Annotated in this window: 24 protein-coding genes and 1 pseudogene; 7 read left to right on the top strand and 18 right to left on the bottom strand. The window is 63.6% G+C overall.

Annotated features, from left to right (window positions below):
* The 3 genes and pseudogenes from ACXAF3_RS03010 to ACXAF3_RS03000 form a co-directional block, all read left to right on the top strand.
* Positions 1-577: transposase (locus ACXAF3_RS03010; protein WP_475110788.1), on the top strand; the 577-nt coding region annotated here is incomplete at its 5' end.
* 32 nt (positions 578-609) lie between these two features.
* Positions 610-1,455 (top strand): annotated as a pseudogene (locus tag ACXAF3_RS03005) (IS256 family transposase); the annotation flags it as partial.
* 84 nt (positions 1,456-1,539) lie between these two features.
* A complete protein-coding gene (locus ACXAF3_RS03000) occupies positions 1,540-1,698 on the top strand; it encodes a PIN domain-containing protein (RefSeq protein ID WP_475110787.1) in 159 nt (52 codons plus the stop codon).
* Positions 1,699-2,092: 394 nt separating this feature from the next.
* Here the strand turns inward: ACXAF3_RS03000 and ACXAF3_RS02995 are convergent, their stop codons facing one another.
* The 8 genes from ACXAF3_RS02995 to murI all read right to left on the bottom strand — a co-directional run bounded on the left by ACXAF3_RS02995 (position 2,093) and on the right by murI (position 12,640).
* Positions 2,093-2,254: a hypothetical protein gene (locus ACXAF3_RS02995; RefSeq protein WP_475110786.1), complete on the bottom strand. Its 162-nt coding sequence runs from the start codon at positions 2,252-2,254 to the stop codon at positions 2,093-2,095.
* A 48-nt stretch (positions 2,255-2,302) separates the two neighbouring features.
* Positions 2,303-2,752, bottom strand: a complete 450-nt coding sequence (locus ACXAF3_RS02990; RefSeq protein WP_475110785.1) for a hypothetical protein — start codon at positions 2,750-2,752, stop codon at positions 2,303-2,305.
* A gap of 154 nt (positions 2,753-2,906) precedes the next feature.
* On the bottom strand, positions 2,907-3,233 hold the full coding sequence (locus ACXAF3_RS02985) for a hypothetical protein (RefSeq protein ID WP_475110784.1): 327 nt from the start codon (positions 3,231-3,233) through the stop codon (positions 2,907-2,909).
* Between the two features lie 269 nt (positions 3,234-3,502).
* Positions 3,503-3,808, bottom strand: coding sequence for a hypothetical protein (locus ACXAF3_RS02980; RefSeq protein ID WP_475110783.1), 306 nt, complete (start codon positions 3,806-3,808; stop codon positions 3,503-3,505).
* Between the two features lie 413 nt (positions 3,809-4,221).
* Positions 4,222-5,295 carry a 3-deoxy-7-phosphoheptulonate synthase gene (locus tag ACXAF3_RS02975; protein ID WP_475110796.1) on the bottom strand — a complete coding sequence of 358 codons (1,074 nt, stop codon included), beginning with the start codon at positions 5,293-5,295 and terminating at the stop codon, positions 4,222-4,224.
* 269 nt (positions 5,296-5,564) lie between these two features.
* On the bottom strand, positions 5,565-9,026 hold the full coding sequence (locus tag ACXAF3_RS02970) for a UvrD-helicase domain-containing protein (protein ID WP_475110782.1): 3,462 nt from the start codon (positions 9,024-9,026) through the stop codon (positions 5,565-5,567).
* 42 nt (positions 9,027-9,068) lie between these two features.
* A complete protein-coding gene (locus tag ACXAF3_RS02965) occupies positions 9,069-11,768 on the bottom strand; it encodes a PD-(D/E)XK nuclease family protein (protein ID WP_475110781.1) in 2,700 nt (899 codons plus the stop codon).
* A gap of 53 nt (positions 11,769-11,821) precedes the next feature.
* Positions 11,822-12,640 carry a glutamate racemase gene (murI, locus tag ACXAF3_RS02960; protein ID WP_475110780.1) on the bottom strand — a complete coding sequence of 273 codons (819 nt, stop codon included), beginning with the start codon at positions 12,638-12,640 and terminating at the stop codon, positions 11,822-11,824.
* A 57-nt stretch (positions 12,641-12,697) separates the two neighbouring features.
* Here murI and ACXAF3_RS02955 point away from each other — a divergent pair, with 57 nt between their 5' ends.
* The 3 genes from ACXAF3_RS02955 to ACXAF3_RS02945 are packed head-to-tail and all read left to right on the top strand — an operon-like array spanning position 12,698 to position 15,507.
* Entirely contained in the window at positions 12,698-14,107 is a 1,410-nt protein-coding gene (locus ACXAF3_RS02955) for a DNA recombination protein RmuC (RefSeq protein ID WP_475110779.1), read from the top strand.
* 6 nt (positions 14,108-14,113) lie between these two features.
* Entirely contained in the window at positions 14,114-15,046 is a 933-nt protein-coding gene (locus ACXAF3_RS02950) for an AEC family transporter (RefSeq protein ID WP_475110778.1), read from the top strand.
* Positions 15,043-15,507, top strand: coding sequence for a DUF2489 domain-containing protein (locus tag ACXAF3_RS02945; RefSeq protein WP_475110777.1), 465 nt, complete (start codon positions 15,043-15,045; stop codon positions 15,505-15,507). Before ACXAF3_RS02950 ends, ACXAF3_RS02945 begins: the two co-directional genes overlap by 4 nt.
* 88 nt (positions 15,508-15,595) lie before the next feature.
* Here ACXAF3_RS02945 and trmA read toward each other — a convergent pair whose 3' ends face one another.
* Positions 15,596-16,684, bottom strand: a complete 1,089-nt coding sequence (gene trmA / locus ACXAF3_RS02940) for a tRNA (uridine(54)-C5)-methyltransferase TrmA (protein ID WP_475110776.1) — start codon at positions 16,682-16,684, stop codon at positions 15,596-15,598.
* A gap of 76 nt (positions 16,685-16,760) precedes the next feature.
* On the opposite strand from trmA, the gene ACXAF3_RS02935 reads away from it, so the two are divergent.
* Complete coding sequence (locus ACXAF3_RS02935; RefSeq protein WP_475110775.1) at positions 16,761-17,165, top strand: secondary thiamine-phosphate synthase enzyme YjbQ; 405 nt, start codon at positions 16,761-16,763, stop codon at positions 17,163-17,165.
* A gap of 92 nt (positions 17,166-17,257) precedes the next feature.
* Here the strand turns inward: ACXAF3_RS02935 and ACXAF3_RS02930 are convergent, their stop codons facing one another.
* The 9 genes from ACXAF3_RS02930 to ACXAF3_RS02890 form a co-directional block, all read right to left on the bottom strand.
* Positions 17,258-17,593, bottom strand: coding sequence for a TusE/DsrC/DsvC family sulfur relay protein (locus ACXAF3_RS02930; protein ID WP_475110774.1), 336 nt, complete (start codon positions 17,591-17,593; stop codon positions 17,258-17,260).
* Positions 17,593-17,874 carry a sulfurtransferase complex subunit TusB gene (gene tusB, locus ACXAF3_RS02925; RefSeq protein WP_475110773.1) on the bottom strand — a complete coding sequence of 94 codons (282 nt, stop codon included), beginning with the start codon at positions 17,872-17,874 and terminating at the stop codon, positions 17,593-17,595. Before tusB ends, ACXAF3_RS02930 begins: the two co-directional genes overlap by 1 nt.
* Positions 17,875-17,876: 2 nt before the next feature.
* Positions 17,877-18,239 (bottom strand): sulfurtransferase complex subunit TusC, encoded by a 363-nt coding sequence (gene tusC, locus ACXAF3_RS02920; protein WP_475110772.1) that lies wholly within the window; start codon positions 18,237-18,239, stop codon positions 17,877-17,879.
* A gap of 1 nt (position 18,240) precedes the next feature.
* A complete protein-coding gene (tusD, locus tag ACXAF3_RS02915; protein WP_475110771.1) occupies positions 18,241-18,633 on the bottom strand; it encodes a sulfurtransferase complex subunit TusD in 393 nt (130 codons plus the stop codon).
* A 66-nt stretch (positions 18,634-18,699) separates the two neighbouring features.
* Entirely contained in the window at positions 18,700-19,380 is a 681-nt protein-coding gene (locus tag ACXAF3_RS02910) for a Bax inhibitor-1/YccA family protein (RefSeq protein WP_475110770.1), read from the bottom strand.
* Between the two features lie 167 nt (positions 19,381-19,547).
* Positions 19,548-21,977 carry an endonuclease/exonuclease/phosphatase family protein gene (locus ACXAF3_RS02905; RefSeq protein WP_475110769.1) on the bottom strand — a complete coding sequence of 810 codons (2,430 nt, stop codon included), beginning with the start codon at positions 21,975-21,977 and terminating at the stop codon, positions 19,548-19,550.
* A 12-nt stretch (positions 21,978-21,989) separates the two neighbouring features.
* Positions 21,990-23,264 (bottom strand): glycosyltransferase, encoded by a 1,275-nt coding sequence (locus ACXAF3_RS02900; protein WP_475110768.1) that lies wholly within the window; start codon positions 23,262-23,264, stop codon positions 21,990-21,992.
* On the bottom strand, positions 23,264-25,504 hold the full coding sequence (locus ACXAF3_RS02895; protein ID WP_475110767.1) for a glucosidase family protein: 2,241 nt from the start codon (positions 25,502-25,504) through the stop codon (positions 23,264-23,266). The genes ACXAF3_RS02900 and ACXAF3_RS02895 overlap by 1 nt, the downstream gene beginning before the upstream one ends.
* The gene (locus ACXAF3_RS02890; RefSeq protein WP_475110766.1) at positions 25,504-26,211 is read right to left on the bottom strand and encodes a TVP38/TMEM64 family protein; all 708 of its coding nucleotides are present in this window, start codon (positions 26,209-26,211) and stop codon (positions 25,504-25,506) included. The genes ACXAF3_RS02895 and ACXAF3_RS02890 overlap by 1 nt, the downstream gene beginning before the upstream one ends.
* Between the last annotated feature and the right edge of the window lie 234 nt (positions 26,212-26,445).

Here is a 26,445-nt window from a genome sequence, read left to right as displayed (position 1 = left end):
CCTCGATGTCTTCAGCCGCAAGATCGTTGGGTGGGAAGTGCATACAGAGGAATCAGCCGATCACGCCAGCACCTTGATCCGCAAGGCCTGCTTGGCGGAGGGCATCCTTGAGCGCGGGTTGGTGCTGCACTCGGACAATGGTGGACCGATGAAAGGCGCCACCATGCTGGCCACCTTGCAGAAGCTCGGCGTGGTGCCATCGTTCAGCCGTCCTTCGGTGAGTGATGACAACCCCTACTCGGAGAGTCTGTTCCGCACCATGAAATACGGTCCGAGCTACCCGAGCAAGCCGTTTGACAGCATCGAGGCTGCCAGGAAGTGGGTACATGGCTTCGTGCAGTGGTACAACAACGGGCACCGGCACAGCGCCATCCGCTATGTGACACCGAATCAGCGTCACAGTGGCGAAGAGGCATCAGTGCTACGGCAGCGGCAGGCTGTGTACGAAGAAGCCCGGCAGCGCAAACCAGAGCGCTGGGCACGCGAAATCCGGAATTGGAACCAGGTTGGGGAAGTATGGCTCAACCCGCCAAAGGAAAATCAGGCTACTGCGGAGTGCAAATCCAAGGCCGCTTGATCAGTGGACGCGACAACTTTGTTGACAAACACCGGGCCAAGGGCCTCTCTGCCAACACGGTGTCCCGGCTCAAGGCCCAGTGGCAGGAGGAACACCGTCAGTGGCAGCGCCGCGACCTGAGCCAGAAGCGCTACGTCTACTGGTGGGCCGACGGTATCTACAGCAGGGTCCGTATGGACGACAAGCTGTGCCTGCTGGTCATCATCGGGGTCACGGAGCACGGCCGCAAGGAGCTGGTGGCGGTGGAGGACGGCCACCGGGAGTCAGAGGGCAGCTGGCTGGAGCTACTGCGGGACCTGAAGGCGCGGGGATTGGATACCGCTCCCAAACTGGCGGTTGGCGACGGCGCACTGGGCTTCTGGAATGCACTGAGTAAGATTTATCCAGAGGCAGGGCACCAGCGCTGCTGGGTACACAAGACCGCCAATGTGCTGGACAAGCTGCCGAAATCAGTGCAACCCAAGGTCAAGTCCGCGCTGCACGAAATCTACCAGGCTGAGACGCGCGAGGAAGCCCACAAAGCCTTTGACCGCGCGCTGACGCGCTTTGAGGCCAAGTATCCGAAGGCGATGGCATGCCTGCAAAAAGACCGGGAGGAGCTGCTGGCCTTCTATGACTACCCGGCAGAGCACTGGGTGCACTTGCGCACCACCAACCCGATCGAGTCGACCTTCGCCACGGTGCGGTTGAGGACGAAGAAGAGCCGCAGCTGTGGATCGCGAGACACCACACTCGCCATGGTCTTCAAGCTGCTGCAATCCGCTGAGAAACGCTGGAAGAAAATCAAAGGGTTTAAACAACTGGAGCTGGTGGTCAACAACGTCCAGTTCCGGGATGGAGAGGCAATAACCGATCAATCAGACGGGGTAGCCGCCTGATGCATACACCAGATTTGACAATAACTCAAAAACTGCTCCACTTTGGCATAATTTTCCCTGTTTCCACCATACATAGATTCAATCATGAGCCAACTGACTTTCGCCGAAGCCGAATACACCGTCAAGAAGCGCAAGACACGGCGCGAGCTGTTCCTGGAGAAACTGGACCAGCTATTGCCCTGGAAGCAGTTGGAGTCATCCGTTGCCAAGCATTATGCCCGTGGTGCTGTGGAGTTATGCTAGTTTCTGGTGTATGGCCGTAGGCTAAAAAGATGGCGTACCCTGTTGGTTGATCACCACGACGATCACAACCAACAAAAGGAGTACGCCATGGACAAGTCTACCTTGCATGTTCTTTCACAACCAGAGTCAAAGGGCCTGGACCCGCTCCATGAGACCATCCGTCAGGTGGCCAAATTCACTATGCCACTACATACCGCTTGAAATTGGGCATGGCGGACATTCCATTTATGATCCGCCAATTCTATCAAAAAACACTACTTCTACAGAGTTTTTCTACAACCAGAACGTCACGTTCACCGGCGGACAATGCTGTGCACTTTTGTGCGAAAATGGGAGCGAAGCGACCAGCACAACGGTGCATAGCATTGGCCGTCCGGTGCAACGCTTGGTTAACTTACTCCTCCTCGTCGCTCCGGTCTACCAAGTTATCCGGGGTTCCGAGGGTACTCTCTTTCTCCAGTTCTTCTTTAATATCATCAGGCACAGGCTTGAAAATCTCTTTAGCTCTCTCTTCAGCCTTTTTCTTTGCTTTTTCATAACGCTCTTTATCTGTCATAGCTCCCTCACAAGATAGTGTGGTTGACCTTGTTTGCTCCTAACGTAATCAAATCCGCCATTGTAGTGGCATAATTCTAATTTTATTAGCGCCGATCAAAGTACCATAGGTTTCATACGCCAAAAGAGAAACCCGAAACATTTCTCCGGCATGAGGGCAATTCCGAGGGCGCCTCTCAATGAAGTCTAGGCGCATATCTGTGCCTTTGTACGTTGGGCGACCCAGCGTTAAAGAACACAGGGTATTACCAAACCATACCGACATATCAAATGCCTTTGGCCAAAGGATCTTATACCTAGAAGAAAAGCTCCAATCCCAAGTAACGGACCTCTCTTCCATGCTTTCCCAAGCCTTTGCCGCAACCAACGCCTTGTGATCAATACCCGCAAAAGCCAAAGCGCCCTTCAAGTTGGGTGGAAGGTTTTCAGCTGAAATTTCTCTAGCTTGGTGGCGAAATCGATCGTATCTATCGAATGTTTCCTGGTGAAGTGGATGCATAAAATTCCCTCTTTTATTTGATTGCTGCGAAAAGTTAACGCCTCAATAACCGGCGCGCGTCAGCGCGTCCGGCGCCTTAGGCGGGATCTATCCTTATTCGTTAGAAATTTTGGTGCAAGGCTCCGGAGTCTACCGCCCCCTATATTCTTGAAGTTTAGAGCGCCCGGAGATCCTTTTTCATTGAATATGCACCACGACCACTCGGCATCTGGATCAGTGCTTCATGCTCCCCAACGGGATCTAAATAAAGAACCACGGTGCGCGACGTAATTTCTTGGCACTTACCCGATTTAATGAGGTTATTTATTTGCTGAAAATTTTTATCAAGTGCATTTGCTTTTAGAAAATCCCAATCATCATTTTCATAGCAGATGATAGAACCCTGAGCCAACAGAGCCTCCGGATACACAATTGGGGCCTCTGAAGCAACCGGTGCCTTAGTCGCGCTCGGCTCTGAAAGATAGCCGAAAAGAAACCACAAAAATAAACCTGCCCCAGCAAGAGCTAAAACAGACTGCCCGCCAGATAGATAATCAGTTTTTTATTTGGATGCCCACAGCTAGGGCATTCTTTTGCGTTCTTTGATATAGCGCCTTTACAGCCTTCGCAATTTATCATGCTCATTTTTATTCCTACTGATTTCTAACGCCGCGCTCACCGGCGGACAATGCTATGCACCTTTGTGCGAAAATGGGAGCGAAGCGACCAGCACAAAGGTGCATAGCGTTGGCCGTCCGGTGCAGCGCCTGGTTATGCATTGGCGATGCGATTAACTAGATAAATAGCCACAAAAGTTAGCGGTACCCACAAAATAGGAGACTGATAAACTGGCACCGGGCTAGATTCACCCAGATTGCTTCTTTTTGACTCCCACCATGGGAAAAATACCATCAGAATTGCGAACGTTACCAGACTGGCAAGAATTGAAAATATGGCTATGTGGAATACGGTGGCATTCCTCTCACCGGCAATCAGATCTGCCAAATATTGCCCTGCACCAATGCCAAGTGGAATCAAGGCGTAATTTGCAGACTTTTTAACCGATTCCTTTCTCATTTTTTACCACGATGCCTTGTGATGCATAACATTTGTATCGTAGCCCCAAGGGCCGATTTACCCGCGCCCACCTATCCCAACTGGTACAAATCAGATGAAAAGTGCTCGGAGCCCGCAAGGCGAGGGTCCTGAAGGGAGTTTACCGCTCCTTTCCGTGCTGGGCAAAACGGTCGTCAGGAGTGCTATCCCGGTTATCTGTGAGCTTCGCAAGTGTCTGTATTGATTGCGTTTTCTTCGACTTTGCCAATGAATGTCGAAATAGTGGCCTCGACGACCGAATTTATATCAGGCTGTACGGATTCCGCGGTATTGGGGGCAGGTCAGCTCCGGTGGCAGTTTGTGCGGCAGTACTGGTGCAGAAACTAAAAGGGCCGGCAATGCCGACCCTTGTCGCTAGTTGGCAAATCCAGCGGTCAGGAATTGCGCGCCTTCAGCGGCTCCCGCAACTGCTCCGCCATCTTCAACAACAGCGATTCGGTCGTCTCCCAGTCGATACACTTGTCCGTCACCGAGACGCCGTATTCCATCTGGCTGTGGTCTTCCAGGATCTTCTGGTTGCCGGCCTTGAGGTTGCTCTCCACCATAATGCCGATAATGGACTTGTTGCCGTCCAGTATCTGGTGGGTGACATTGTCCACCACCAGCGGTTGCAGTTCGTGGTTCTTGTTGGAGTTGGCGTGGCTGCAGTCGACCATGATGTTTGGGATCAGGCCGGCCTTCTGTAGTTCCTGTTCGCACACGGCGACGCTGACCGAGTCGTAGTTGGGCTTGTCGTTGCCGCCGCGCAGTACCACGTGGCCGTATTTGTTGCCGGCGGTGTGGATGATGGCCACCTGGCCCTGCTTGTTGATGCCCAGGAAGCGGTGCGGGTTGGCGGTGGACTGGAGGGCGTTGATGGCCACGTCCAGGCTGCCGTCGGTGCCGTTTTTGAAGCCCACGGCGGAGGAGAGGCCGCTGGCCATTTCGCGGTGGGTTTGGGATTCGGTGGTGCGCGCGCCTATCGCGGACCAGGAGATCAGGTCCTGCAGATACTGGGGCGAAATCGGGTCCAGCGCCTCGGTGGCGGTGGGCAGGCCCAGCTCGGCCACGTCCAGCAGCAGTTTGCGGCCGATATGCAGGCCGTCCTGAATCTTGAAGGAGTCGTTCAGGAAGGGGTCGTTGATCAGGCCTTTCCAGCCGACGGTGGTGCGCGGCTTCTCGAAATAGACGCGCATAACGATCAGCAGTGTGTCGGACACCTGGTCCGCGACCTTCTTCAGGCGCTTGGCATAGTCGATGGCGGCGTCCACGTCGTGGACGGAGCAGGGGCCTATCACCACCATCAGGCGGTGGTCCTTGCGGTCGAGGATATCGCGCACCGCGGCGCGGCCGGCGGCGACGGTGGCCTCGGCGGCATCGCTGATCGGCAGCTCTGCCTTCAGTTGCTCGGGGCTGATCAGTACTTCCTGGGAGACGACGTTCAGGTCGTCGAACTGCTGTGTGGTCATGACGTTCACTGGTTGCTTCATTCCTGATATCGCTTTGGATAGCGCGCCAAAGCGGACGTCTATCCTACTCACTGGTTTCGGGGAGGGCGAGGGTTTCATTTGTAACCAAACGGGGCTTTCCGTGCCTTGGGGTTGTTGGCAAACCGGTTTCTATAGTTTGGCAGTTTGGCGGGATCCGTCCGTCCGGGGCGGGCAGGGTGGCGGGAAATTGCGGATATGGGCGGGCCTTGGGCCCGCTTTGCCGAGCCGGGCCCGCCGCTCCTGGCGGGTCAGAGTTCCGCCAGCTTCTTCAGCAGCGGGAAGTAGAGGGCGCAGCGGATACTGCGCTCGCCCCTGGCGTAGAAGAGTTTGCGGTAGTTCTCCAACTGGCCGCGGTAGCGCTCCAACTGGGCGGCGACAAACTCCTCGGTGTTTTCGCCGGCGGCGGGCTCGGCGGTCTTGTAATCGACTATCCAGCGCACGCCATCGGCGTCGATAAAGGTGCGGTCGACGATGGCGCGGCGCAGCTGGCGGCCGCCGCTGTGCAGCTCGAGTTCGCAGGCGGACTCCCTGTGGCCGGCGTCCAGCAGCCAGCGGCCGGTATTGCAGGCGAGGGTGTTGAAGACCGCCTGCTCGACCTTCTCCTTCGCCTTTTGCAGCCCCAGGCCGTAAAGTCCCAACTGGCTAAGGCGCAGCTGCCACAGCGGGCGCTGCTGTTTTACGCGCGCCGGACTCCAGTCCTGCGGGCCGCTCTCGGCGATATGCGCCAGCGTCTCGTGGGCGACACTGCCGGCGTGGCGCAGCCAGCGCAGCGCCACCTGGCCCAGTTCCGGAATATTGGCCTCGTCCGCTTCCTGCGGGTTGTAGTCGGGCATACGGTATTGGGCCAGCCAGTCCCGCTCGGGTATGGACGGCGGCCGCCACTGTTGTGGCAGGCGCAGCAGATAGTCGCGCTCGCCGCTGACCGGGCGCGCTTCGGTGTCGGCCTCCGCCGCCTCCAGCCAGTGGCACCAGTTGCTCTGTTCGCTGGCGCAGATTTGGGGCCAGATACTGGCGAGCAGGGCGGCGGCGCCGGGCGCTTTCAGTTCGCCTTTTTTGTCGTCTCGGTCGATGCAGGCCAGCAGGTGCAGCGAGCGGATGGCGCGGGTGCAGCCGACATACAGCAGCCGCGTTCCCTCCAGGCGCTCGCGCTCGCTGTTGTCGTACTTGAGGTAGTCGAACAGCGGGTCGGCTTCGCCGCGGGGGCTCTTCGGCGCGAGCAGGAAGCGGCTGTCGCCATCTCTGTTCAGCCACTCGGCCCAGCGCAGCAGCTGGTCGCCGCCGGGCTTGCCGCCCTGGTCCAGGCCTGGGATCAGTACATGCTCGAACTCCAGCCCCTTGGACTTGTGGATCGTCATCACCTGCACCGACGCATCCTGGCCCGGGCGCGCGAAGAGTTTCTCCAGCGCCTGCTGGAACTGCTGCCAGTCGGCGATGGCGCCGCCGCTGTCGTAGTGTTCCAGCAGGCGGAAGTAGTCCTGCACATTGTCGAGGTCATTTTTGTCCGCCACCGCGGCCGGGCCGCCGAGGGCCAGCCACAGGCCCTCGATCCAGGCGCGCAGCGGCTTGCGCCCGCGCTGCTGCCAGGCCTGCAGAATCGGGCCCGCGGCGCGCTGGAGGCGTGCGCGGCCGTCTTCGCTCAACAGCGGTATATCGTCGATTTCCCGCAGCGCCAGCAGCAGCGGGCGCGCGCCGCTATCCGTGGGGGCCGTATCGCCGTTGCCCCAGTTGGCGAGTGTGTAGAGATCCGGCAGTTGCAGGCCGCACCAGGGCGCGCGCAGCAGCGCCAGCCAGCTGATGCGGTCGCTGGGGTCGAGCAGGGCGCGGGTCAGGCTGAGCAGGTCCAGCACCACCATCTTGCTCGCCAGCGGCGCCAGGTCCGGGGCCTGGTAGGAGATGCCGGCAGCGGCCAGGGCCGGCAGTATGCGGCCGAGGTGTTTTTTCTTGCGCACCAGTATCGCGATACGGCCATTGGGATCCCTCTGCTGCAGATCCCTGACCAGTTCCACCGCCTGCTGGGCCTCGCGGCTGCGGGTGTCGTCGCCGATACAGCCGTAGAAATTCACCGCAGGGCCCGGCCATTTGACACCCTTGAAGGCGTGGGAGTGCAGGTAGCGCACCGCGCCGCGGCTGATATTGTCCTCCGCCGGGAAGGCCTTTTCGAAAACGCTGTTGACCCATTCCACCACCGCGCTCTCGGAGCGGAAGTTCACCCGCAGGTCCAGCGGTTCCAGCGGCACTCTCTGTTCGCCCTGGCCGATGCCGCGGGCGCGGGCGTCGAGGAAGATGCCCACATTGGCGTTGCGGAAGCCGTAGCAGGACTGCATGCCGTCGCCGACGATAAACAGGGTGCGGCCGTCGCCGGGCTCCCAGCCGGCGGTGAGTTTTTCCAGCAGCTGCAGCTGCATCTGCGAGGTGTCCTGGAATTCGTCGACGAGGATGTGTTTTGTCTGCAGATCCAGCTTCAGCGCCAGGTCCGTGGGTTCGTCGCTGCTGCCCAGTGCCACCAGGGCAGCCTGGGCGACTTCGGTGTAGTCGGTGGCGCCCAGCTGCTGGAACACCAGCTTCAGTTCCGCGACCAGTTTCGGCAGCACCTGCGCCAGGGATTGCAGCAGTTGCCACTGGCTCTGTTGCAGGCCGGACGGCAGCCTGCGCACCTCGTTGATCGCGGCCAGCAGGGGTTTATTGCCGGCCAGTTCGCCGAGCAGGGCCTGCATGCGCCGCTTGTATTCCTCGGCCTCCCCCCGCTGCGGGTCCTTTTTGTCCGGCAGGGCGAAGCCGAGTTTTTTGTTGATGCCGCCGGCCTTGCGGATCTCGCCCTTGCCGGTTACCAGCAGTTCGGTCAGCGCCAGCCACTGGGGCAGGGCGCTGTTGTCCGCCTGCGGCAATGCATCCAGATCGGCGCAGGCGCACAGCGGGTGGGAGGGATTGTCCCGGCACAGGTTTTTGCCGGCGTAGTTGGCGAGTTCGATCAGTTCGCCGGCGTAGCCGCGCAGCGCCTCGGCGAGGTCGGCCAGGTTTTCCGCCACCAGTTCGTCGATGGCGAAGTGGAAATAGTCCCGGGCGCCTTCGCGGCCGACGCTGAGCAGTGGGCCCAGCCACTGCTCGCGTTTTTCCAGCAGTATCTGCAGCAGCTTGTTCAACTGGCCCAGGTCGTTGTCCAGGTGCAGAAGCAGTGCCTGCAGGTCGCTGTCCGGTGTGTCGTCATCCAGGTGTTTGAGCAGGTTGACCACCGCCATTTCAAACGCGATCTGCGTCTGTTCCAGCGGCTCCCCCGGCGCGCCCAAGCCGCTTTCGATCGGCAGCTGGCTGGCGAGGCTGCGGCAGAGGCCGTCGATGGTCTGGATGCGCAGCCGCTGCGGCATCTGCAGCAGCTGCCAGTTGAGTTCTGCATCGCGCGCCAGCAGTTTTCTGGCGAGGTCCCAGGTGACGGCATCGTGCGGATTTTCCGGGCGCTCGCAATCGCGCGCCCTGTACAGCGCCTCGATCAGGCGCTCGCGCATTTCCCCGGCGGCCTTGCGGGTGAAGGTGATCGCCAGCACCTCCTCCGGCTGCTGGCAGGCGGCCAGCAGTTTCAGCACCCGCTGGGTCAGCAGGCCAGTCTTGCCGGAGCCGGCGGGGGCGGAGACGGCGAAGCTGCGGGTGATATCCAGCGCGCGGGCGCGGGCATCGGCATCTACTGGCTGGGGTGTTTTTTCTAGCACTTCATTCATGGGGGAAGTTTTGTGGTTTTGTTGTTTTGCCGAGCCGGGGGGTTATGTATCCGCCTGCTCCCGCTCCGGCCAGCGGTTCAGGGGCCAGAGCTGGCTGTCGTTGTCCGCCGGGCGGTCGAAGGTCAGTGTCGCGACACCGTTGCGGTATTCGTCGGCGAGTAGCTGCAGGCCGCTCTGCCAGTGCTCGACAAGGGCCTGCCAGCTCCCGAAGGGGGAATCCTTTTGCGTATCCGCTACCGCCTTGATGCCCTCGATCGGCTGCTCGATCTCACCGCAGCCGCTCCACTTGCAGTCGCCGTGGCGCACCTGGCCGAAGGCGATGGCGCGCGCCCTGGACTGGGAGAGGGCGTAGAGCGGCAGCTGCGGCTCGCGGATGCGCTCGCCGAGCCAGTCGCTGATACTCGTCTGCCCGGTTTTGTAGTCGATCACCAGCTGCTCGCCGGCGGCGAGCTGGTCGAGGCGGTCGAGGCGCAGGCTGAATTGAAGTCCGCCGATTTGCACCTGCTGTTCCCACTCGATCTTCTCCACTGCGAAGGCGGGGCGCTGCGCTTCCAGTTGCAGCCACTGCGCCAGCAGGCGCAGCAGCCGCCGCTGCTCCATGGTCCAGAAGCCCGCGGGCAGGTGGCCGTGTTTTTTGCGCAGGCCGCGCAGTGAATTTTCCACCGCGTTTTCGATATTCCGCCGGCGCTCTTCGTCATCCATGGCCCTGAGGTGTTCGGCGTCGCCGCACTGCTGCCAGAATTCCGCCAGCACCTGGTGGACGATATTGCCGCGCTCGGCGGGGCTGAGGCCAATCGCCGGCGGCATAAATCCGCTCGCGCCGAGGCGGAAGCGCAGCTGCGCATTCAGCGGGCACAGGGCCTGGGCCTTCAGCACCGAGGCGCCGCCGCGCACCCGCGCGCAGTCCGCCGCTGTCAGCGGCGGCAGGCGGTCGTCACTGACCTTTTCGAATTCGGCGGCGGTGGCCAGTAGCGCGCAGTGGTCGCGCAGCGCATCGGATTCGATCGGCGCGAGCGGCTCGGGGCTGCCGAACAGACTGCTCAGGCCCTGCTGCACGCCGTCTTCCTCGCAGGCGTAGCTGACGACGATATCGGCGCTGGCGTTGAGCAGATCAGCGGTCAGCTCCCGCGCCAGTTCCAGCTCGCGTTCGGCGCTGGCGCGGGGCATTTTCCAGTGTTTCTGCCATTGCACCGGCAGCAGCGGGTTGGGCGCCGGCGCCGGCGGCCACTGCTGCTGGCCGAAGCCCACCAGGCGCAGGTGGTCGAAGGCGAGGCCGCCGGCCTCGAGTACACCGAGAATCTGCAGCGGGCCGTCGTGGGTCTGGGCCTGGAAGGGGGTGCGGCTGGCGATCTGGCGCAGCTGTTGCAGCGCCTGGGGCAGCGTCAGGCTGCCGGCGAATGCGGACAGCGCGGCCAGATCCTCGAGCGCGCCCTCCCAGTGCATCAGCTGCTGGTATTCCTGGCTGTCCGGGTTGCGCGGGCCGGGCCAGCCGAGGGCGGTCAGGGTTTCGGAGAAGCGCGTGGCCCAGCCTTCCGCCGGGGCCCGCTGCCAGCGGCGCAGCCAGTCGCCGAGTGTTTCCAGCTGGCGCGGCAGTTGCGGCGCTTCGAGGTTCAGGCTCTCCGCCACGCGCTCGGCCCAGTAGCGCAGGGTGGCGCCGTCGATGCGGTGCAGTTCCAGTTTCTGCAGGCGGCGGAAGAGGGCGGAGCGGAGGTGGATTTCCTCCCCGCCGCCCCAGTAGGGGCAGAACAGCAGGTTGCGCAGCTGCGAGTAGTCCCATTCGTCGCGCAGCAGCTCCAGCAATAGCAGCGCGGCGCTGCCGATTGGTGTCTGCGCCAGCGGCGTGCCGGCGGAGAAGTTGAACGGCAGCGTGTAGCCGCGCCGCGCCGGGTCCAGGTATTGCGGTTCCAGCACGCGGGTGAAAACGGCCTCCACCTGGGCGCGGCACTGGCCGAGGTTGTTGACGACGATACCGATACTCGCGCGTGGATTCCGTTCGAGTTTCTGCGCGGCCCAGCGGGCGGCCTGGTACAGCTCCTCTTCGAGGTTCTGGCACGGGGCGCTGCGGATTGCCGCCGCGCGCTTCGCCGCCGGCCGCTCGACCAGCCTGTGCGCGGCGGCCTGGAGGATTGCGTCGGCCAGCGGCGATTTCTGCGCGAAGCCGGCGGTGTCTATCTGCGGCAGCTTCGGCAGGACGCCCTCGCTGAAGGCGCGCAGGATCAGCTGGTCGCGCTGGTCCGGGGTGATCGCGCTGTGTGTATGCAGCTGCCGCGCGAAGGCCTTGATCATCGCGATCAGCGGCATTTGCTCCCCGCCCAGGGTCAGTGCGAACCTTTCCAGCAGCGGTCGCAGCGCCGTGTCTATATCGTCGATATCGCTCAGCAGCCGCCATTGCAGCAGCTGTGCCAGGGCGCCGTCGGCGTCGCGGCAAAGCTGTTGGGTGTTCAGCAGCTGGCGTTCCAGGGCTTCGTCCAGGGCGCGCTGCCATAACAGCTGGCGCTGTTCGCGGTCCAGTACCTGTTTCATGGCCGGCTTCCAGCCGCGCTGCTGCAGTTCGAACCAGAGTTTGTCGAGCCAGCCGGACAGGGATTCCACCGGCGGTGGCGCCCAGCAGCTGCCGGCCTTCTGTTGCGCGGCGTAGACCTGCTGGCAGCGGTTGCGCAGGCGGTTGTTCGGCGTCAGCAGCAGGCCGCCGGGGGGGAGCTGTGCGAGGATTTCCAGGGCGGGGAAGGCCGGTTGCAGCATGGGGAGAGCCGTTCGAGTTTAAAGTGTAACGGTCGCGGTTTGCGCCTGAGGTGTCAACAGGCCCAGGGGCGCGGGTCGAACTCGGCAAAGGCCCGGAGGATTCTTTGCCCCGCATCCGTATCGCTGGTCAACAGGATACTCTGGCCGGGCTGTTGCGGCAGTTCCAGCTTCAGTTCTCCCAGCCACCAGCGCACCCGCCGGGCGATGGCCGCGCCGGAATCCAGCCACTGAATAGCGCGCGGCGCATAGCGGTTCAACTCGTCGCGCAGCAGCGGAAAGTGGGTACAGGCCAGCACCGCGATATCCACCTTGTCTCCGCCGGCGGTGTGGAATATCCGGTGCAGTACCGGCTCCAGATCTGCAGCTGTGACCCGCTCTCCGCGCAACTTGGCCTCGGCCAGGTGCACCAGCTCCGGTGCCGGCACATTGATCACGCGGTTGCCGTTGGCGAACTGCTCGATCAGGTCGCGGGTGTAGTTGCGGTTGACCGTGCCCTCGGTGGCGATCAGCGCGATGGTACGGGTCCGCGTGGCCGCGGCCGCGGGTTTGACCGCGGGCACCACGCCCACCACCGGCTGGCTCAGCACTTCGCGCAGTTGCGGCAGGGCCAGGGTGCTTGCCGTGTTGCAGCCGACCACGAGGATATCGGCCCGGGCGCGGGCCATCATTGCGCGCGCCTGCTCGACGATGCGCGGGCGCAGCGCCCCCTCGCTCTTGGTGCCGTAGGGGTAGAAGCCGTTGTCGATACCGAAGTGCAGGGTCAGGCCCGGCAGCAGGGCGCGTATCTCCCGCGCTATGCTGATGGCGCCCACGCCTGAGTCGAAGATCAGCGCGCTGGGGGCCGAGCTGTTAGAATGGGCGGCTTCCGTCATTGGTTTCGCAAATAGATCCCACTACAAATCCAGTCAGAGAAGAATACCCCAAATCCCATGCAATTGTTCCCGCTGCAGCTGAGTCTCGATCACGCCATTCTGGCCGCTATCGCCCTGGTGATACTGCTGGCCCTGACCGCCTGGCTGGCCCGCTCGGGTATCCGGCGCAGGCTGGCACGGGCGGCGGCGGAGCTGCAGACGGCCGCCGCAGAGCTGAAGATAGTGGAGACGCGCCTGGACGCCAGCCGCGAACGGGAAGTGCAGCTCTCCGCTGAGGTGGAGAAGCTGCGCGCGGAGCTGGCGGACAAGCTGCAGCGCCTGACCCGCAACCAAGTGCTGGTGGAGAAGAGCGAGGCGGCCCTGGCGGAACAGCGCCAGCTGCTGGAGCAGACCCGCAAGGCGATGGCGGAGCAGTTCGAGAACCTGGCCAACCGGATCTTCGAGGAGAAGCAGCAGGCCTTCGTGCGCCGCAGCGAGGACAGCCTGCGCAAGAGCCTGGACCCGCTGGAGCGCCAGTTGGGGGATTTCCGCAAGCGGGTCGAGCATGTCTACGACCGCGAGAACGCCGAGCGCAACAGCCTGCTGGGCCAGATCAAGGCGCTGCGGGAGCAGACCCAGCGTATCAGCGACGAGGCGTTAAACCTGACCTCGGCCCTGAAGGGCGACCGCAAGGTCCAGGGCAACTGGGGCGAGGTGGTACTGGAGCGGCTGCTGGAGGAATCGGGCCTGCAAAAGGGCCGCGAGTACGAGACCCAGGTGACCATTACCCAGGACGGCCGTCGCCGCCAGCCGGACGTGATAGTGCGACTGCCGGAGAACAAGGATCTGATCATCGACGCCAAGGTGTCCCTGGTGGACTACGAGCGCTACTGCGCCGCCGAGACAGACGAGGAGCGGGGCCAGGCGCTGAAGCAGCATGTGAATTCCCTGCGCGCCCATATCACCGGCCTGAACAAGAAGGCCTACGAGCAGCTCGAGGGCGTGCGCACCCTCGACTTTGTATTTATCTTCGTGCCCATCGAGGCCGCCTATATGCTGGCGATGCAGGCGGACCCGGAGCTGTTCCGTTTTGCCTATGAGCGGCACATAGTGCTGGTCAGTCCCACCAGCCTGATGGCGACGCTGCGCACGGTGGAGAATATCTGGCGCTACGAGAAACAGAACAAGAACGCGGAGAAGATCGCCGAGGAGGCGGGCAAGCTGCACGACCAGTTTGCGATGGTGCTGGAATCCCTGGACGAACTCGGCGGGCGCCTGCGCCAGGCGGAGGAGGCCTACCAGCAGACCTACAAGCGCCTCGCCACCGGCCGCGGTAACGCGGTCAAGCGCATCGACAGCCTGCGCAAGCTGGGGGCCAAGACCCGCAAGCAGATAGCCGCGGAGCTGCGCGAAAAGGCCCAGGCCGCGGAGACGCAATCCCTGCCGGAGCCGGAAAGCGAAACGGAAGCCGAAACAGAGGCCGAATAACCTCTCATGGAGACACTCGCCTTCGCGCTGTCGGTCACCGGGCCCATCTTCCTGACCCTGATTATCGGCTACTGGCTGTCGAAACTCGGCCTGCTGCGGGATCAGTTCGTCGACGACGCCTCGCGGCTGGTGTTCCTGATCACCCTGCCGGTGCTGTTGTTTATCAACATCTTTACCGCGGATGCGGAGCTCGGGCAGCAGCTGCCGCTGCTGGCCGCGGGGCTGCTCGGCACGGCCGTCACCATTCCGCTGGCCTGGCTGGCGGCGCGGCCGCTGGCGCGCGGTGACCGCAGCGCCTTTATCCAGGGGGCCTTTCGCGGCAATCTCGGCATTATCGGCCTGGCCTGGGTGGCCAACGCCTACGGTGGCAGCGGTCTGGCGCAGGCGGCGCTGCTGATGGCGGTGGTGACCATTCTGTACAACCTGGCTGCGGTGACGCTGTTCACCGTCTACAGCCAACAGATGGCGTTCAGCTGGGGCAGGCTGGCCAAGGATATCGCCCAGAACCCGCTGATCATCGCGATACTGCTGGCGCTGATCTGCCGCCAGGCCGGTGTGCAAATTCCGGATATCCTGTTGCAGACCGGCGACTACCTGGCTTCGATCACGCTGCCGCTGGCGCTGCTGTGTATCGGCGCCAGCCTGGACTTCAGCCTGTTGCGACACAGCTCCCCGGCCGCTTTCGGCGCCGTGGCCTTCAAGCTGCTGGCGGTGCCGGCGGTATTGCTGGCCTGCGGCTGGCTGTTCCGGCTGGCTCCGCAATCCATGGGGGTACTGCTGTTGCTGGCGGCCGCGCCGAGCGCGACGGTTTCCTTTATCATGGCGCGCGCCATGGGCGGCAACAGCGGGCTTGCGGCCAATATAGTCGCGCTGAGCACGCTGCTTTCGATTGCTACCGCCAGCCTCGGGCTGGCGCTGTTAGAGGTGTTTTTTGCATGAGTGTATTCCCGACCTGGCTGCTGGTGGTGGCCGCGCTGATTGTGTTCGCGCTGGCCGTGGTGGCCGGCTACTACCTGCGCAAGCTGAAGGTGGCGCAGCAGCGCCAGGCGGAGCAGCTGGCGGAGCTGGAACAGGCCGCGGCGGATCAGCGCCAGCGGGTCAACGACAGCATCCAGATTATCGCGCGCACACTGCTGGACGACGGCGTGGGCCTGACCGAGGCCTCGATCCGCATCCGCGTACTGCTGGATGCGCTGCAGGTCGGCAAGGCGGTGCGCGACGAGTTTGTGGCCTTCTATACGGTTGCCGAGAAGACCAGCCATATCCCGATTCTGCAGGACTGGAAGAAATTGCCGCGCAAGAAGCAGTTTCAATTCGAGATGGAGATGGCGAGGATCGAGGAGGAGTACCGGGATTTTGCGCTGGATGCGGCGCGGCGGATTCTCGGCCGCGAGTTCTGAGCAGTCTGATGGATCGATCGCGGCCAACGGCCACTCCTATACTGATTTTTTTCATCATTTGTAGGAGCGGCCGTTGGCCGCGACCGGATTATTTCTTCACCAGCAAGAGTCCGGATTCCGTGTGATCCGTATAGGGAAACTGATCAAACAGCGCAAATCGCTCCACTTTGTGCGTCTTGCTCAACTCTTTCAGGTTCTCCAGCTGCGTGTCCGGATTGCAGGAGATATACAGAATGCGCGGAAAGCGCGCGACCATTTTGCAGGTGTCCGCATCCAGACCGGCCCGCGGCGGGTCCACCAGCACGGTGGAGAAATCGTAGCTGTCCAGGTCGATATCCTTCAGCCGCCGGAAGGGGCGTACCTTGTCGATGGCCTGGGTGAACTCCTCGCTGGACAGGCGCACTATATCCAGGTTGGTCACGCCGTTCGCGCGGATATTTTCCTGGGCCGCGTTGACCGACACTTTGGAAATCTCCGTCGCCAGCACCTTGTCGAAATGCTCGCATAGCGGAATAGTGAAGTTGCCGTTGCCGCAATAGAGTTCCAGCAGGTCGCCCCGGCTGTCTTTACACACGTCCTTGGCCCAGCCGATCATCGCGCGGCAGATCTCGCCGTTGGGCTGGGTGAAGCTGCCCTCCACCTGTTTGTACTGATAGGTCCTGTCGCCTATCTGCAGTCGCTCGGTGACATAGTCCCTTTCCAGCACGACTTTCTGCTTGCGCGAGCGGCCGAGGATCGGGAAGCCGAGCTTCTCCTGCAGCGCGCGGGCCTCCGCCTCCCAGTCATCGTCCAGCTTCTTGTGGTAGATCAGTGTGATCAGCGCGTCGTTGCTCAGGGTGGTCAGGAACTCCGCCGAGAAGAGGCGCTTTCTCAGTGTTTCGCTTTGATTCACCGCTTCCAGTACCTTCGGCATCAGCGCGTTGATCAGCTCGGAGCCGACGGTGAATTCCTCGATAATAAACGGCTTCTTGTATTCGCCCTGGCGGTACATCGCGTAGTGGGCGCGGCCGCCTTCCTGCCACACCTTGAACTCGGCGCGCAGGCGGTAGTGGATGGGCGGGGACGGGAAGACTTCCGGCGCAAGGCTCGTGTAGTCGCTGTAGGCCTCGCGCAGTCGCTCGGCTTTCTGCCGGAGCTGGCTCTCGTAGTCTTCGGTGTTAACGCGGTGTATGGCCATATTAAAATGCTGTGGTATTGAGAGCGGGCGCGCATTGTAAAGGAAAGCCCATTTTTCGGGAAAGAGTGGAATCCCTATGGCGATTGGTGAGATTGGAATAGTAGTGCGGGGGCAGGGCCTGCACGAGTTTACCGGCCAGGTGGCCGACTGGCTGGCGGGGCAGCGCGTGGACGAGGGGCTCTGCACCCTGTTTATCCAGCACACCTCCGCCAGCCTGCTGATCCAGGAGAACGCGGACCCCAGTGCGCGGGTGGACCTGGAAAACTGGCTGAACCGGCTGGTGCCCGAGGGCGACAGCCTCTACACCCACACCCTGGAGGGGCCGGACGATATGCCGGCGCATATCAAGGCGGCGTTGACGGCGACCAGCCTGTCGATTCCGGTAAAGGATGGGCGCCTGATGCTGGGGACCTGGCAGGGGATCTACCTGTGGGAGCACCGGCACCACCGCGGCAGGCGGCGGGTGATACTCCACGTGTAGGATGGGCAAAGCGCAGCGTGCCCATCACAGGCCGAATGATGGGCACGCTGCGCTTTGCCCATCCTACCTACACTGCGTTGCCTGCCCCTAGGCTAGAGGCAGTGGGTCGGCTTGGGCAGGCCGGCGATCTTGCTCGCCACCTTGGCCGGGCTCGGCGGAAACAGCTGCATCAGGTAGATACTCCTGCCCTTGTCGGGCCCCAGCTGCTGGCCGATATATTTGACCAGCGGCCGCATCGCCGGGGACAGCTCGAATTCCCGGTAGAAGTCCTGCAGCAGCCGGATCACCTCCCAGTGCGCTTCGCTTAGTTCTATGCCCTCGGCAACCGCCAGCTGTTCGGCCACCGCCGGACTCCAGTCGTCCAGGTTGCGCAAATAGCCTTCCTTGTCCAGTTCTATCTCGCGGCCTTCGACCTGAATACTGTTCATCACTTAAACCAGCTGACAATGGGGTTGTGTCGGGTGCACAGCTCGACCCAGCCGGCGTCGTCTATCGCCTCGACCCCATCCGGTACCGGCAGGCCGCGCGCTTCGGCGTCGGGTTTGAGACAGTAAACCGGGCCGACGGCGATATTTTCCGGCATGCGGCCGCAGAGCGCGTAGACGCCGTCCTCGATCAGCAGCAGCGCGTCACCCTCGGCGAAGGTGCCGATACAGTCGGCGAGCGCATTGGAGCTGTAGGGGGATTTGCTGACGATATGCAGGGTCATGCTCAGAAACTCAGTACTGTGTCATAGGCGGCGATAAAGCTGCCGGTGTCGGGCACCAGGGCTATTTCCACCCCGGGGATTGCTATCTGCCCGGCCTCTATGCCTCGCTCCATCAGGCTGCGTTCGCAGACGTGGATGCGCTCGACACCGAATATCGGCAGCGCCAGCAGGTTGCGCTGCAGGCTCTTCTGCAGGATCGCCTCGGGCGACTGTTCGCCCAGCAGTTGGAAGACGCCGTCGCGCAGGAACAGCAGGTCCGGGGACTGGTCCATGGCCGCGGCAGCCAGCACCGCCTCCAGCCCCTCGCGGGCCAGCGCGCTGCCGTAGGGCGCCTGGCGGCAGAGTGCGAGTGTGCTCTTGTTCATTTTAATTCCCGAAGGTTACCAGCCGGTCCGAGTTGGCCACCGCGTCCGCCAGTTGGCCGAGGCCGGCCAGTTCGAAGCCCTGCGCCAGGTTGGCCGCCGGCTTTTCCAGTCGCTGCGCCTCGCGCTCGCTCAGCACGCCGCGCCGCTGGGCCGCGGCGATGCAGACCACCAGATCCAGGCCGTGCGCCTTCTGCAGCACCTGCCACTCGCCGACCAGGTCCGCCTCGTCCTGGGGCGGCGCGGCTATGGCGCTGCCGTTGTGCACGCCGTCGCAGTAGAAAAAGACGCGGTAGAGTTCATGCCCCTGTTCGAGCAGGGCGCGGGCGAAGCGCAATGCGCTGGCCGCGGCCTGGGATGAGTGGGGCGCTGAGTAGACGGCGAGGGAAAATTTCATCGGTGTCCAGATAGTAAAATGCCCCGCTGTGCGGGGCATTGTTGGTTACGCAGCGGCTGCCGGCAATCAGTCGTCGGACGCGAAGCCGAAGATGTGCAGCAGGCTGGTGAACAGGTTCAGGATATCCAGGTACAGGGCGGTGGTGGCCATCAGGTAGTTGGTCTCGCCGCCGTGGATGATCCGGCTGGTGTCATAGAGGATAAAGCCGGAGAACAGCAGCGCGATCACACCGCTCAGCACCACGCTGGCCAGCGGCATATAGACGCCGAAGAAGCCGGCGATCACCAGGCCCAGGGCGCACACCAGTACCGCGATCAGGCCCACGAACAGGAAGCCGCCCATAAAGCTGAAATCCTTGCGGGTGGTCAGCACATAGGCGGACAGGGCGAAGAAGATCAGCGCGGTGGTGCCCAGCGCCTGCATGACGATCTGGCCGCCGCCGGCGAGGCCCAGGTAGTGCTTCAGCAGCGGGCCGAGGGAGGCGCCCAGCAGGCCGGTAAACGCGAATACCACGCCGATACCGGCGGCGGAATTGGCGGTGCGCGGCAGCACGAACCAGACCAGCACAATTGCGGCGATGGAGCAGATCAGGCCCATGCCGCGGCCCATATCCAGCGCCAGCGCGATGCCGGCGGTTACGGCACTGAAGAGCACCGTCATGGCCAGTAGGGCGTAGGTATTGCGCAGCACCTTCGCCGTCTCCAGGCGATCCAGCGCTCCGGACTGAGAATAAACTTGCGGCTGCATTTAGCGACTCCTGCTATTAAAAGTTTCGAGAATCATATAGCCAGTGGGTTGGACCATCAAGTCGAGCCGGTGGTTCACAGTGGCCGCCGTTGGCGGCGACTCTTTCACCACCGCTGGTGGCAATATGGGGGCATTGGGCGCAATCTTCAATTTCGCGAAAAGCGGCGTCATGCCGGCGGCACCTCGATATCGACGATCAGCGGCAGGTGATCCGATGCCTGCCGGGTCAGTTCCGTCTGTGGAACCAGCACCGCTTTGACGCGCACGTCGGGGCTGACGTAGACGTGATCGATGCGGGCCTTCGGCATACGGCTGAAAAAGGTGCCCTGCGGCGTGTGATCCGGCGCAAGCAACTGGGCGTCGCGCAGCTGCCCCAGCAGCCGCTTGCACTCGGCGGAGCCGGGCAGGGCGTTGAAATCGCCAGTGAGTATCTTCGTGCCGCGACAGGCGGGGTTACCCAGCCACTCGGGCCCTATCAGGGCGTCCACCTGGCGCAGGCGCTCGGCCCTGGACAGGCCGAGGTGGGTGTTGATGATCTGGAACTTGTGGCCGTTGTATTCCACTTCCACCCAGACGGCGCCGCGGGGCTCGTCCGCGGCCGGATTGAACAGCTTGCTCTCTCCCGGCGGCGGGCCCGGCAGTATGCCTTTCTTGACCAGGCGCACGGGCAGGTGCGTCAGTACCGCGTCGCCGTAGCGCTCCTCTTCCAGGTGCAGGGCGGGATGGAAGTGCACGTCCATTGCCAGCAGGCGCGCCAGTCGGTGGGCCTGGTCCAGGCGACCGCTGCGCTCTCGCATCACATCCAGTTCCTGCAGCGCGACCACGTCCGGGCGGTAGCGGGCGATGACCCGCGCGATGCGCTGCGGCGAGAGCTTGCCATCCAGCCCGCGGCAGCTGTGTACGTTGTAGGTCATCACGCGCAGCGTATCCACCGGCGTCGTGCGGCGCCGCCAGGCCATCGGCTTGGCGCCGCGCAGATAGGCGCGCGCCGTCGAGCGCAGCTCTTCCGGGCGCCAGTGGCCGCGCTTCGGGTCCGGGGGCGCTATATCCTCGGGCATCAGCGCGAAGGCGTGGGTCTCGTTGGGGCCGGCGCCGCCGTGGCTGCCGTTTTCCATCGCGAAGGTCAGCGGCCGTTCCAGCCCCACGCACCAGCCGTACATCATGAAGTCGCCGGCGTCCGGGTGGCTGCACAGCTGCATCATGTCGGCGATGGCCTCGTCCGGGAAGGGGTGCTCGTCGCCGAGCAGCTCGGCGCCGTCCTCCGGCAGGCGCACCGGGCCCCGCGCCCACCAGCCGAGCACCGGCGAGGCGGGATCGGACGGATCGGCGCGGTACAGTACCAGCGGGACCTGGGCCTTCTCGACGATCAGCCGCGCTATCTGGTCGCGGCCGGTGCCGTTCGGCTCCACGTTGTAGAGCATGGCCACCGGGCCCAGCGCCGCCAGCGCCAGCGGCGAGTCCGCGTGGGCGTCGCTCGGGCCGTCGTCCGGGATCATCTTCTGTATCCACTCGCTGCCGAACAGGCGCGCGCGCTCCAGCTGCACCCCCCGGCGACCGCTGCTGCGGCAGCCATTCGGCCTGGACGGCAGCTGCGACAGGGCTTCCGCGAGGGCGTCGCCGAGGCTGCGCCCGAAGCGCTCCTCATAGGGCTGGGTGTGCTCCTGCCCGTGGTCCGAGAAGATCCAAACGTCGTAGTGGCGGCGATCCGACAGGTGCGCGGCGCGCCAGATACGCGCGATGGCGTCGTCGATGCCCTTGAGCACCCAGTGGGCGAAGGCGGAGCTGGGGCCGCGGCGGTGGGACTGCTCGTCGTAGCCGAGCAGGTTCACGTAGATCACCGGCAGGCCGCGGGCGATATCGATCTTGACGCCGATGGTGCACAGTTCGCGCATCAGGATGGTGACCGCGACCCGGGTCGGCACGAACATCAGTTCGCGCATCAGGTCCTGGCCCTGGATGACGCCGCGCACGCAGTCGACGATCGCCAGCACGAATTCGACCACCACCAGCGCCGCGGTGCGCACCAGGCTCCAGGCGTTGGTCAGCAGCAGCAGGAAGACCGCGAACGGACTGGCGTTGCGCAGCGCCGGGCCCCAGCCCTGATCGGCGGGGCAGAAGTGGGCCTCGCCGTGCTCGGCGCCGGCGCGGAACAGGCTCAGGTAGCAACTGCCGCCTTTCAGCAGCGGATCGCGGCACTGGGCCGAGACCCGCTTGTCGACTATGGCCGCCACTTCCGGGTCGTACATGCGCACCAGCCGCTGGGTTTCGTGCAGCATAAAGCCGAAGGCGGGCACCGCCTGGCGCACGCCGTAAAAGAGCTCCGCCTGCACCGCCGGGGTCGTCGAGGGCACGCCCGGGTAGAGGTGTTCCAGGTGGTAGTGCTCTTTCTTGAGCAGCCGTTTCAGAAACGGCATACGCCCCTTGGCCAGGGCTTTCTGCAGTTGCGGATAGGCGAGGCCGTCGACCTGGATCAGGATCAGCCCGGGATCGCTGGGCGCGCACTGGCTGGTGGACAGGCCGAGCAGGTGTGCCATCCACTCGCTGCGGCTGAAACGGCGGCGCCAGCGGCGCAGGGTGGCTCCTATACGGCTCAGCATCGCGGCGGGCCGCTAGCGCTGCGACGGGGGTGTCAGGGCCGCGCCCGCGGCACCGGTCACGCCCTCGAGGATTTCCCACTGGGCACCGATCAGGTTGCGCAGCCGCATCCACTGGGCGTAGAGGGAGTCGTCCAGCGGCCAGGGCTGTTTGAGCAGTGGCTCGTAGAGGGCCAGGGCGCGGTCGGCGCAGTTCTCCATGGAAAATTCCCGTGCCGTCTGCAGCGCCGCCTCGCTGAGCGCGCGGCGCCGCTCGGGGGGCAGGTCGCGCTGCCACTGCATGGCGGCGACAAAATCGCCGCTGACCTCCCTCATCAGCAGGCGACCGTTGACGGTGTCGCGCACCACCTCGCGCGTGCCGTTGGCGTCCAGCGCTATCACCGGCGTCCCCGCGGCCATGGCCTCGGTGAGCACCATGCCCTGGGTCTCGCTGGTGGAGGCGAACAGAAACGCATCCATGGCAGTGTAGGCGTCGCGCTGGGCTTCGCCCTGCAGCGTGCCGGGCCTGTGCAGGCGCGCGCCCAGCCCGCGGCTGTCGAACAGCTTCTGCAGCGGCTCGTCCAGCGGACCGCTGCCCACCAACAGAAAGTGCGTATCCTCGTGCCGCTGCATGAATTCCGCCGCCGCGCCGGCGAGAAATTCCAGGTTTTTCTCCGGCGCCAGCCGGCCCAGGTGGCCGAGCAGGAAGGCGTCTCGCGGAATACCCAGCCGGTCGCGCGCGCGGGCGCCGTTGCCGTCGCTGAACTGCTCCAGCTGCACGCCGGTCGGCACTTCGGCGATCGGCGATGTGACGCCGCGCTCGCGCAGCAACTCCGCGATGCTGCGGCTGGGGGCGAACACCTGGCTGGCCAGGTTGGCGTAGCGGGTCGCCAGTTCAATCACGAAGCGCTTCAGCGCCTGTGAGTCCGCCGGCACATAGTGGGTGTAGCGCTCGTAGAGGGTGTGGTGGGTAAATACCAGCGGCAGCTCCCGCGCGCGGGCCACACGCAGGGCGGTCATGCCGAGCAGGAAGGGGTGGTGCGCGTGGACTATGTCCGGGCGGAATTCGTCCAGCCGCTCACTCAGGTGGCCGGAGAAGGGCAAGGCGACGGAGAAGTCGCTGCCGTTGAAATTCTGTATCGCGTGGATACGCAGTACGTCTTTTTCGCCGCTGATCTTCTGTGGGAATTCCGGCGCCACGATCAATACCCGGTGCCCGCGCCTGCGGTATGCGTCGGCGAAGGCCGCCACCGAGCGCGCGACACCGCCCACATGGGGCAGGTAGGTGTTGGTCAGCATCAAAATATTCACTAGGCGCGCAGCTCCACATGGTCGACTTCCGGTACCGCGGTAGCGGGCTTGAAGCCCAGGGCGCGCACCTCGATCGGCGGCGCGCCGCGGTACCACTCCGCGCGCCAGGCCACCCTGGGACTGCTCCCGGGTGTTATTTCAATCGAGATACGGCCGAAGCGGGTCAGCGCCGGGCCGAAGCGAATCGGTTCGCTGCCGGATTCGTCCGCCAGCCATTCGGGCGGCAGTCCGGACGCCAGCACCAGGGTATCGCCCTCTTCGCGCACGAAGCAATTGCGCTGCATCGCGACCCACTCGGCGGCGGCCCAGGCGTGCTGTCCGTCGCCCATACAGCCGCCGAGGGAGTGCGGGTGTATGGCCTCCGGCCACTGGCCGGTGGGGGAGGCGAGACGGGCCACGTTGCGCATCAGTTCCAGGCAGCGGGGATCGCCGGCGCGCAGCAGTACCTGGGCGATATGCAGGGTCAGGTAGGCGTTGATACCCGAGTGGATCATGTCCTGGAAGAAGCCGCCGCTGACGAAGCAGTTGTCGATCAGGTAGTTGGCCAGGTCGGTCAGGCGCGCGTCGTCCGCCGGGAACAGCTGCAGCGGGTAGCCGGCGGCGATGGAGCCGATGGCGCCCGCGTCCAGGCGCCGGTTCGGGGAGGCAGGCATGGCGGGCCTGCCCAGGCGCTCCACCGCCGCGGCCAGACTCTCGTCGATGGTCTGCTGGAAGTCGTTGGCCTGGGCGTTGAAGGCGTGGGCGTCGCTTTCCAGCCCCTCGCGCTCGCAGATGTTTGAGGCCGCGTGCAGCCCGGCCACGCCCCAGAAATCATCCCAGTAGTAGCAGTCGTTGGGGCCCAGGTGTTCGGCGCTGAAGCCCGCCGGCAGCAGGCCGCCGCAGCGGCTGCCGTCCTTGGGCAGGCGCTTGCCGGTGATCCAACTGGCGCCGCGCAGCACCGGGTCGCGCCACTCGGATTTCAGCGCGCGGTTGGTCAACTGGCAGAAGAGGTCGAAGATCCACAGCGCTTCGCCGTTGGAGTCCCACTCGCCGTCCTGGGAGTGGAAGAAACCGTCGCGTTTCTGCCGCTGCGGAAACTGGTCCAGGGCGCGCTCGGCCCGCTCCACCAGACCCGCGTGCAGCAGCGACTGGATCATAAAGGCGGCGTCGCGGAACCAGAAGCGCTTGTAGGTGTAGGGGCCGGGGTAGACGTCTTTGGGGGAGTGCAGCACCAGCGTGCGGATGGCGGCGTCGTAGAGGAACTGGAATTCCCTGTCCGGCACCGACATGCTGCAGTGGTGCTGCAGGCTGTCCGGCCAGCCCACCGCGCGGTGGCCATTGCGTTTGTCGCGCTGCAGCGGAATGCGGACACCGACGTGCCGCGCGCTGCCGGGCTCGATGCGAAACAGCGCCGCCGCGGTGGCCATACCGACCTCGCATTCGCCGTGGACCCGGCCGCCGGAGTCCTGCAGGTGCAGGTAGATGTCGCCGTGGCGGTAGTCGGAGGCCAGGTGCTTTTCTACCGGCTGCTCGAAGTCCACCGCGACCTTGTCCTCGATCAGCCAGTGGCGGCGGTTGTCGTCCAGACGCACCTTGTGCAGGAAACTGATCCCCTCCGGGTTGCACGGGCGCAGGGACACCACCAGCCAGCCGCCGTCGTCGCTCTCCGCCCGCAGGTCCAGCAGGCAGTGGGCGCCGCTGCTGTCCATCTCCACCCGCGCGCAGTTGTGCAGCTGCAGCCTGCCCTGGCTGGACTCGGTCACGACGGAGATATTCTCGCCCAGTTCCAGGCGCTGTTGGCACTTCTTCAATTTAGACGGGATCAGCTGCTCGCCGCCCTGGTCGATGACCCAGGCGTCTATGGACCAGCCGTCGTAGTGGGGGGTGAGCAGCCCGCGCGGATCGACGATCGGCATCTCCTCGCAGTCGGGAATGCCCACGGCGGTCCAGTTGCGGTGGCTGAGGTTGCAGTGGGTGATGGAGAAGGCGCGCGGAATAAAAGACTCGTCGCGGGGATCGAACTGGCGCTCCACCCAATAGGGCCAGACCCAATCGAGGTTGTGCTGTATGACCTTGCTGTTGATCAGCGCACGCGCATGAAACAGGGCGCCGGCGCGCAGCAGTTCGATCGGCTCGCTCACTTCCGAGGGCTCGGCGAAACGCTGCAGCCGCGCCATCAGTGTGAGCGGGTCCAGGAAGCCGTGCGCGGTGGCAAAGCGGCGCACGAAATAACGCCAGGGAAGCCATTTCATCCAGGGCATTACAGATCCTCCCTCTCTATTTTTTGCGCCAGCGCGCGCTTCGCCATGCGCGTGAGGCCGATCACCGCGATCACCGCCAGTACGAAGCCCACGCCGTAAAAGGCCCACTGGACGGGGGTGCGCTCCTCAATCTTTCCGAGTGTAGTGAGGTCGGCGGCAATGGAGCCCAGATAAACATTGTGCAGCGTGATCGGAATAATGCCGAGGGCGTTACCCAGCACGAAGTCGCCCAGGCGCACCGGTGTCAAGCCGAAGAAATAATTGGACAGCTTAAAAGGAAAAAACGGCACCAGGCGCGTCAGCATCACCATGCGCCAGCCCTCCTCGCGAATCACCTCGCCGATCGTCGGCGGCTTGATATGCGACATCAACCAGCGCGACGGGCGCTCGCCGAACAGGTAGCGGGCGATCAGGAAGGCGAGGGTAGCGCCCAGCACGGTCCCCGCAATCACCAGCAATGTGCCCTTGATCACGCCGAACACGAATCCCGCCCCCATGGTGAAAATCACCCCGGGCGCGAGCACGACGATGGCCGCCGCGACAATCAGAATAAACAGCAGGCTGGCCTGCCAGCCGCGCGCCTCGAGCCACTGCAGCAGTTCGATGATGCGGTCGTCGAGATCGAAGTAGAGCAGCAGGCCAACGGCGACAGCCACCACCAGGGTGCAGGCCAGGATGATCCATACTGGTGAGTACTTTGCCGTCATGTCGCCGCCCGCTATCGCCGTGGATGCGCAGTTCTTTTACTTGCCAATTTATAGACTAGAAGCTGTTTCGTGACGTAGCGAGCGGGTGACTGGTGGTGGTTGCCGGAGCGGAGGCATCGCAGTGTACCAGTAGTACATGGGGATGCCGGGCATCGCCGGGCGCCGCCAGGCACCCGCGTAGTAGTTATTTAACCGTCGCCCGCGAAATACTGGCGCAGATGTGTGAATCTGCTG

The organism is Microbulbifer sp. ABF4_143 (assembly GCF_056160225.1).
Note: the sequence above shows the minus strand (reverse complement) of the source record. Positions and strands in the feature narration are given on the sequence as shown.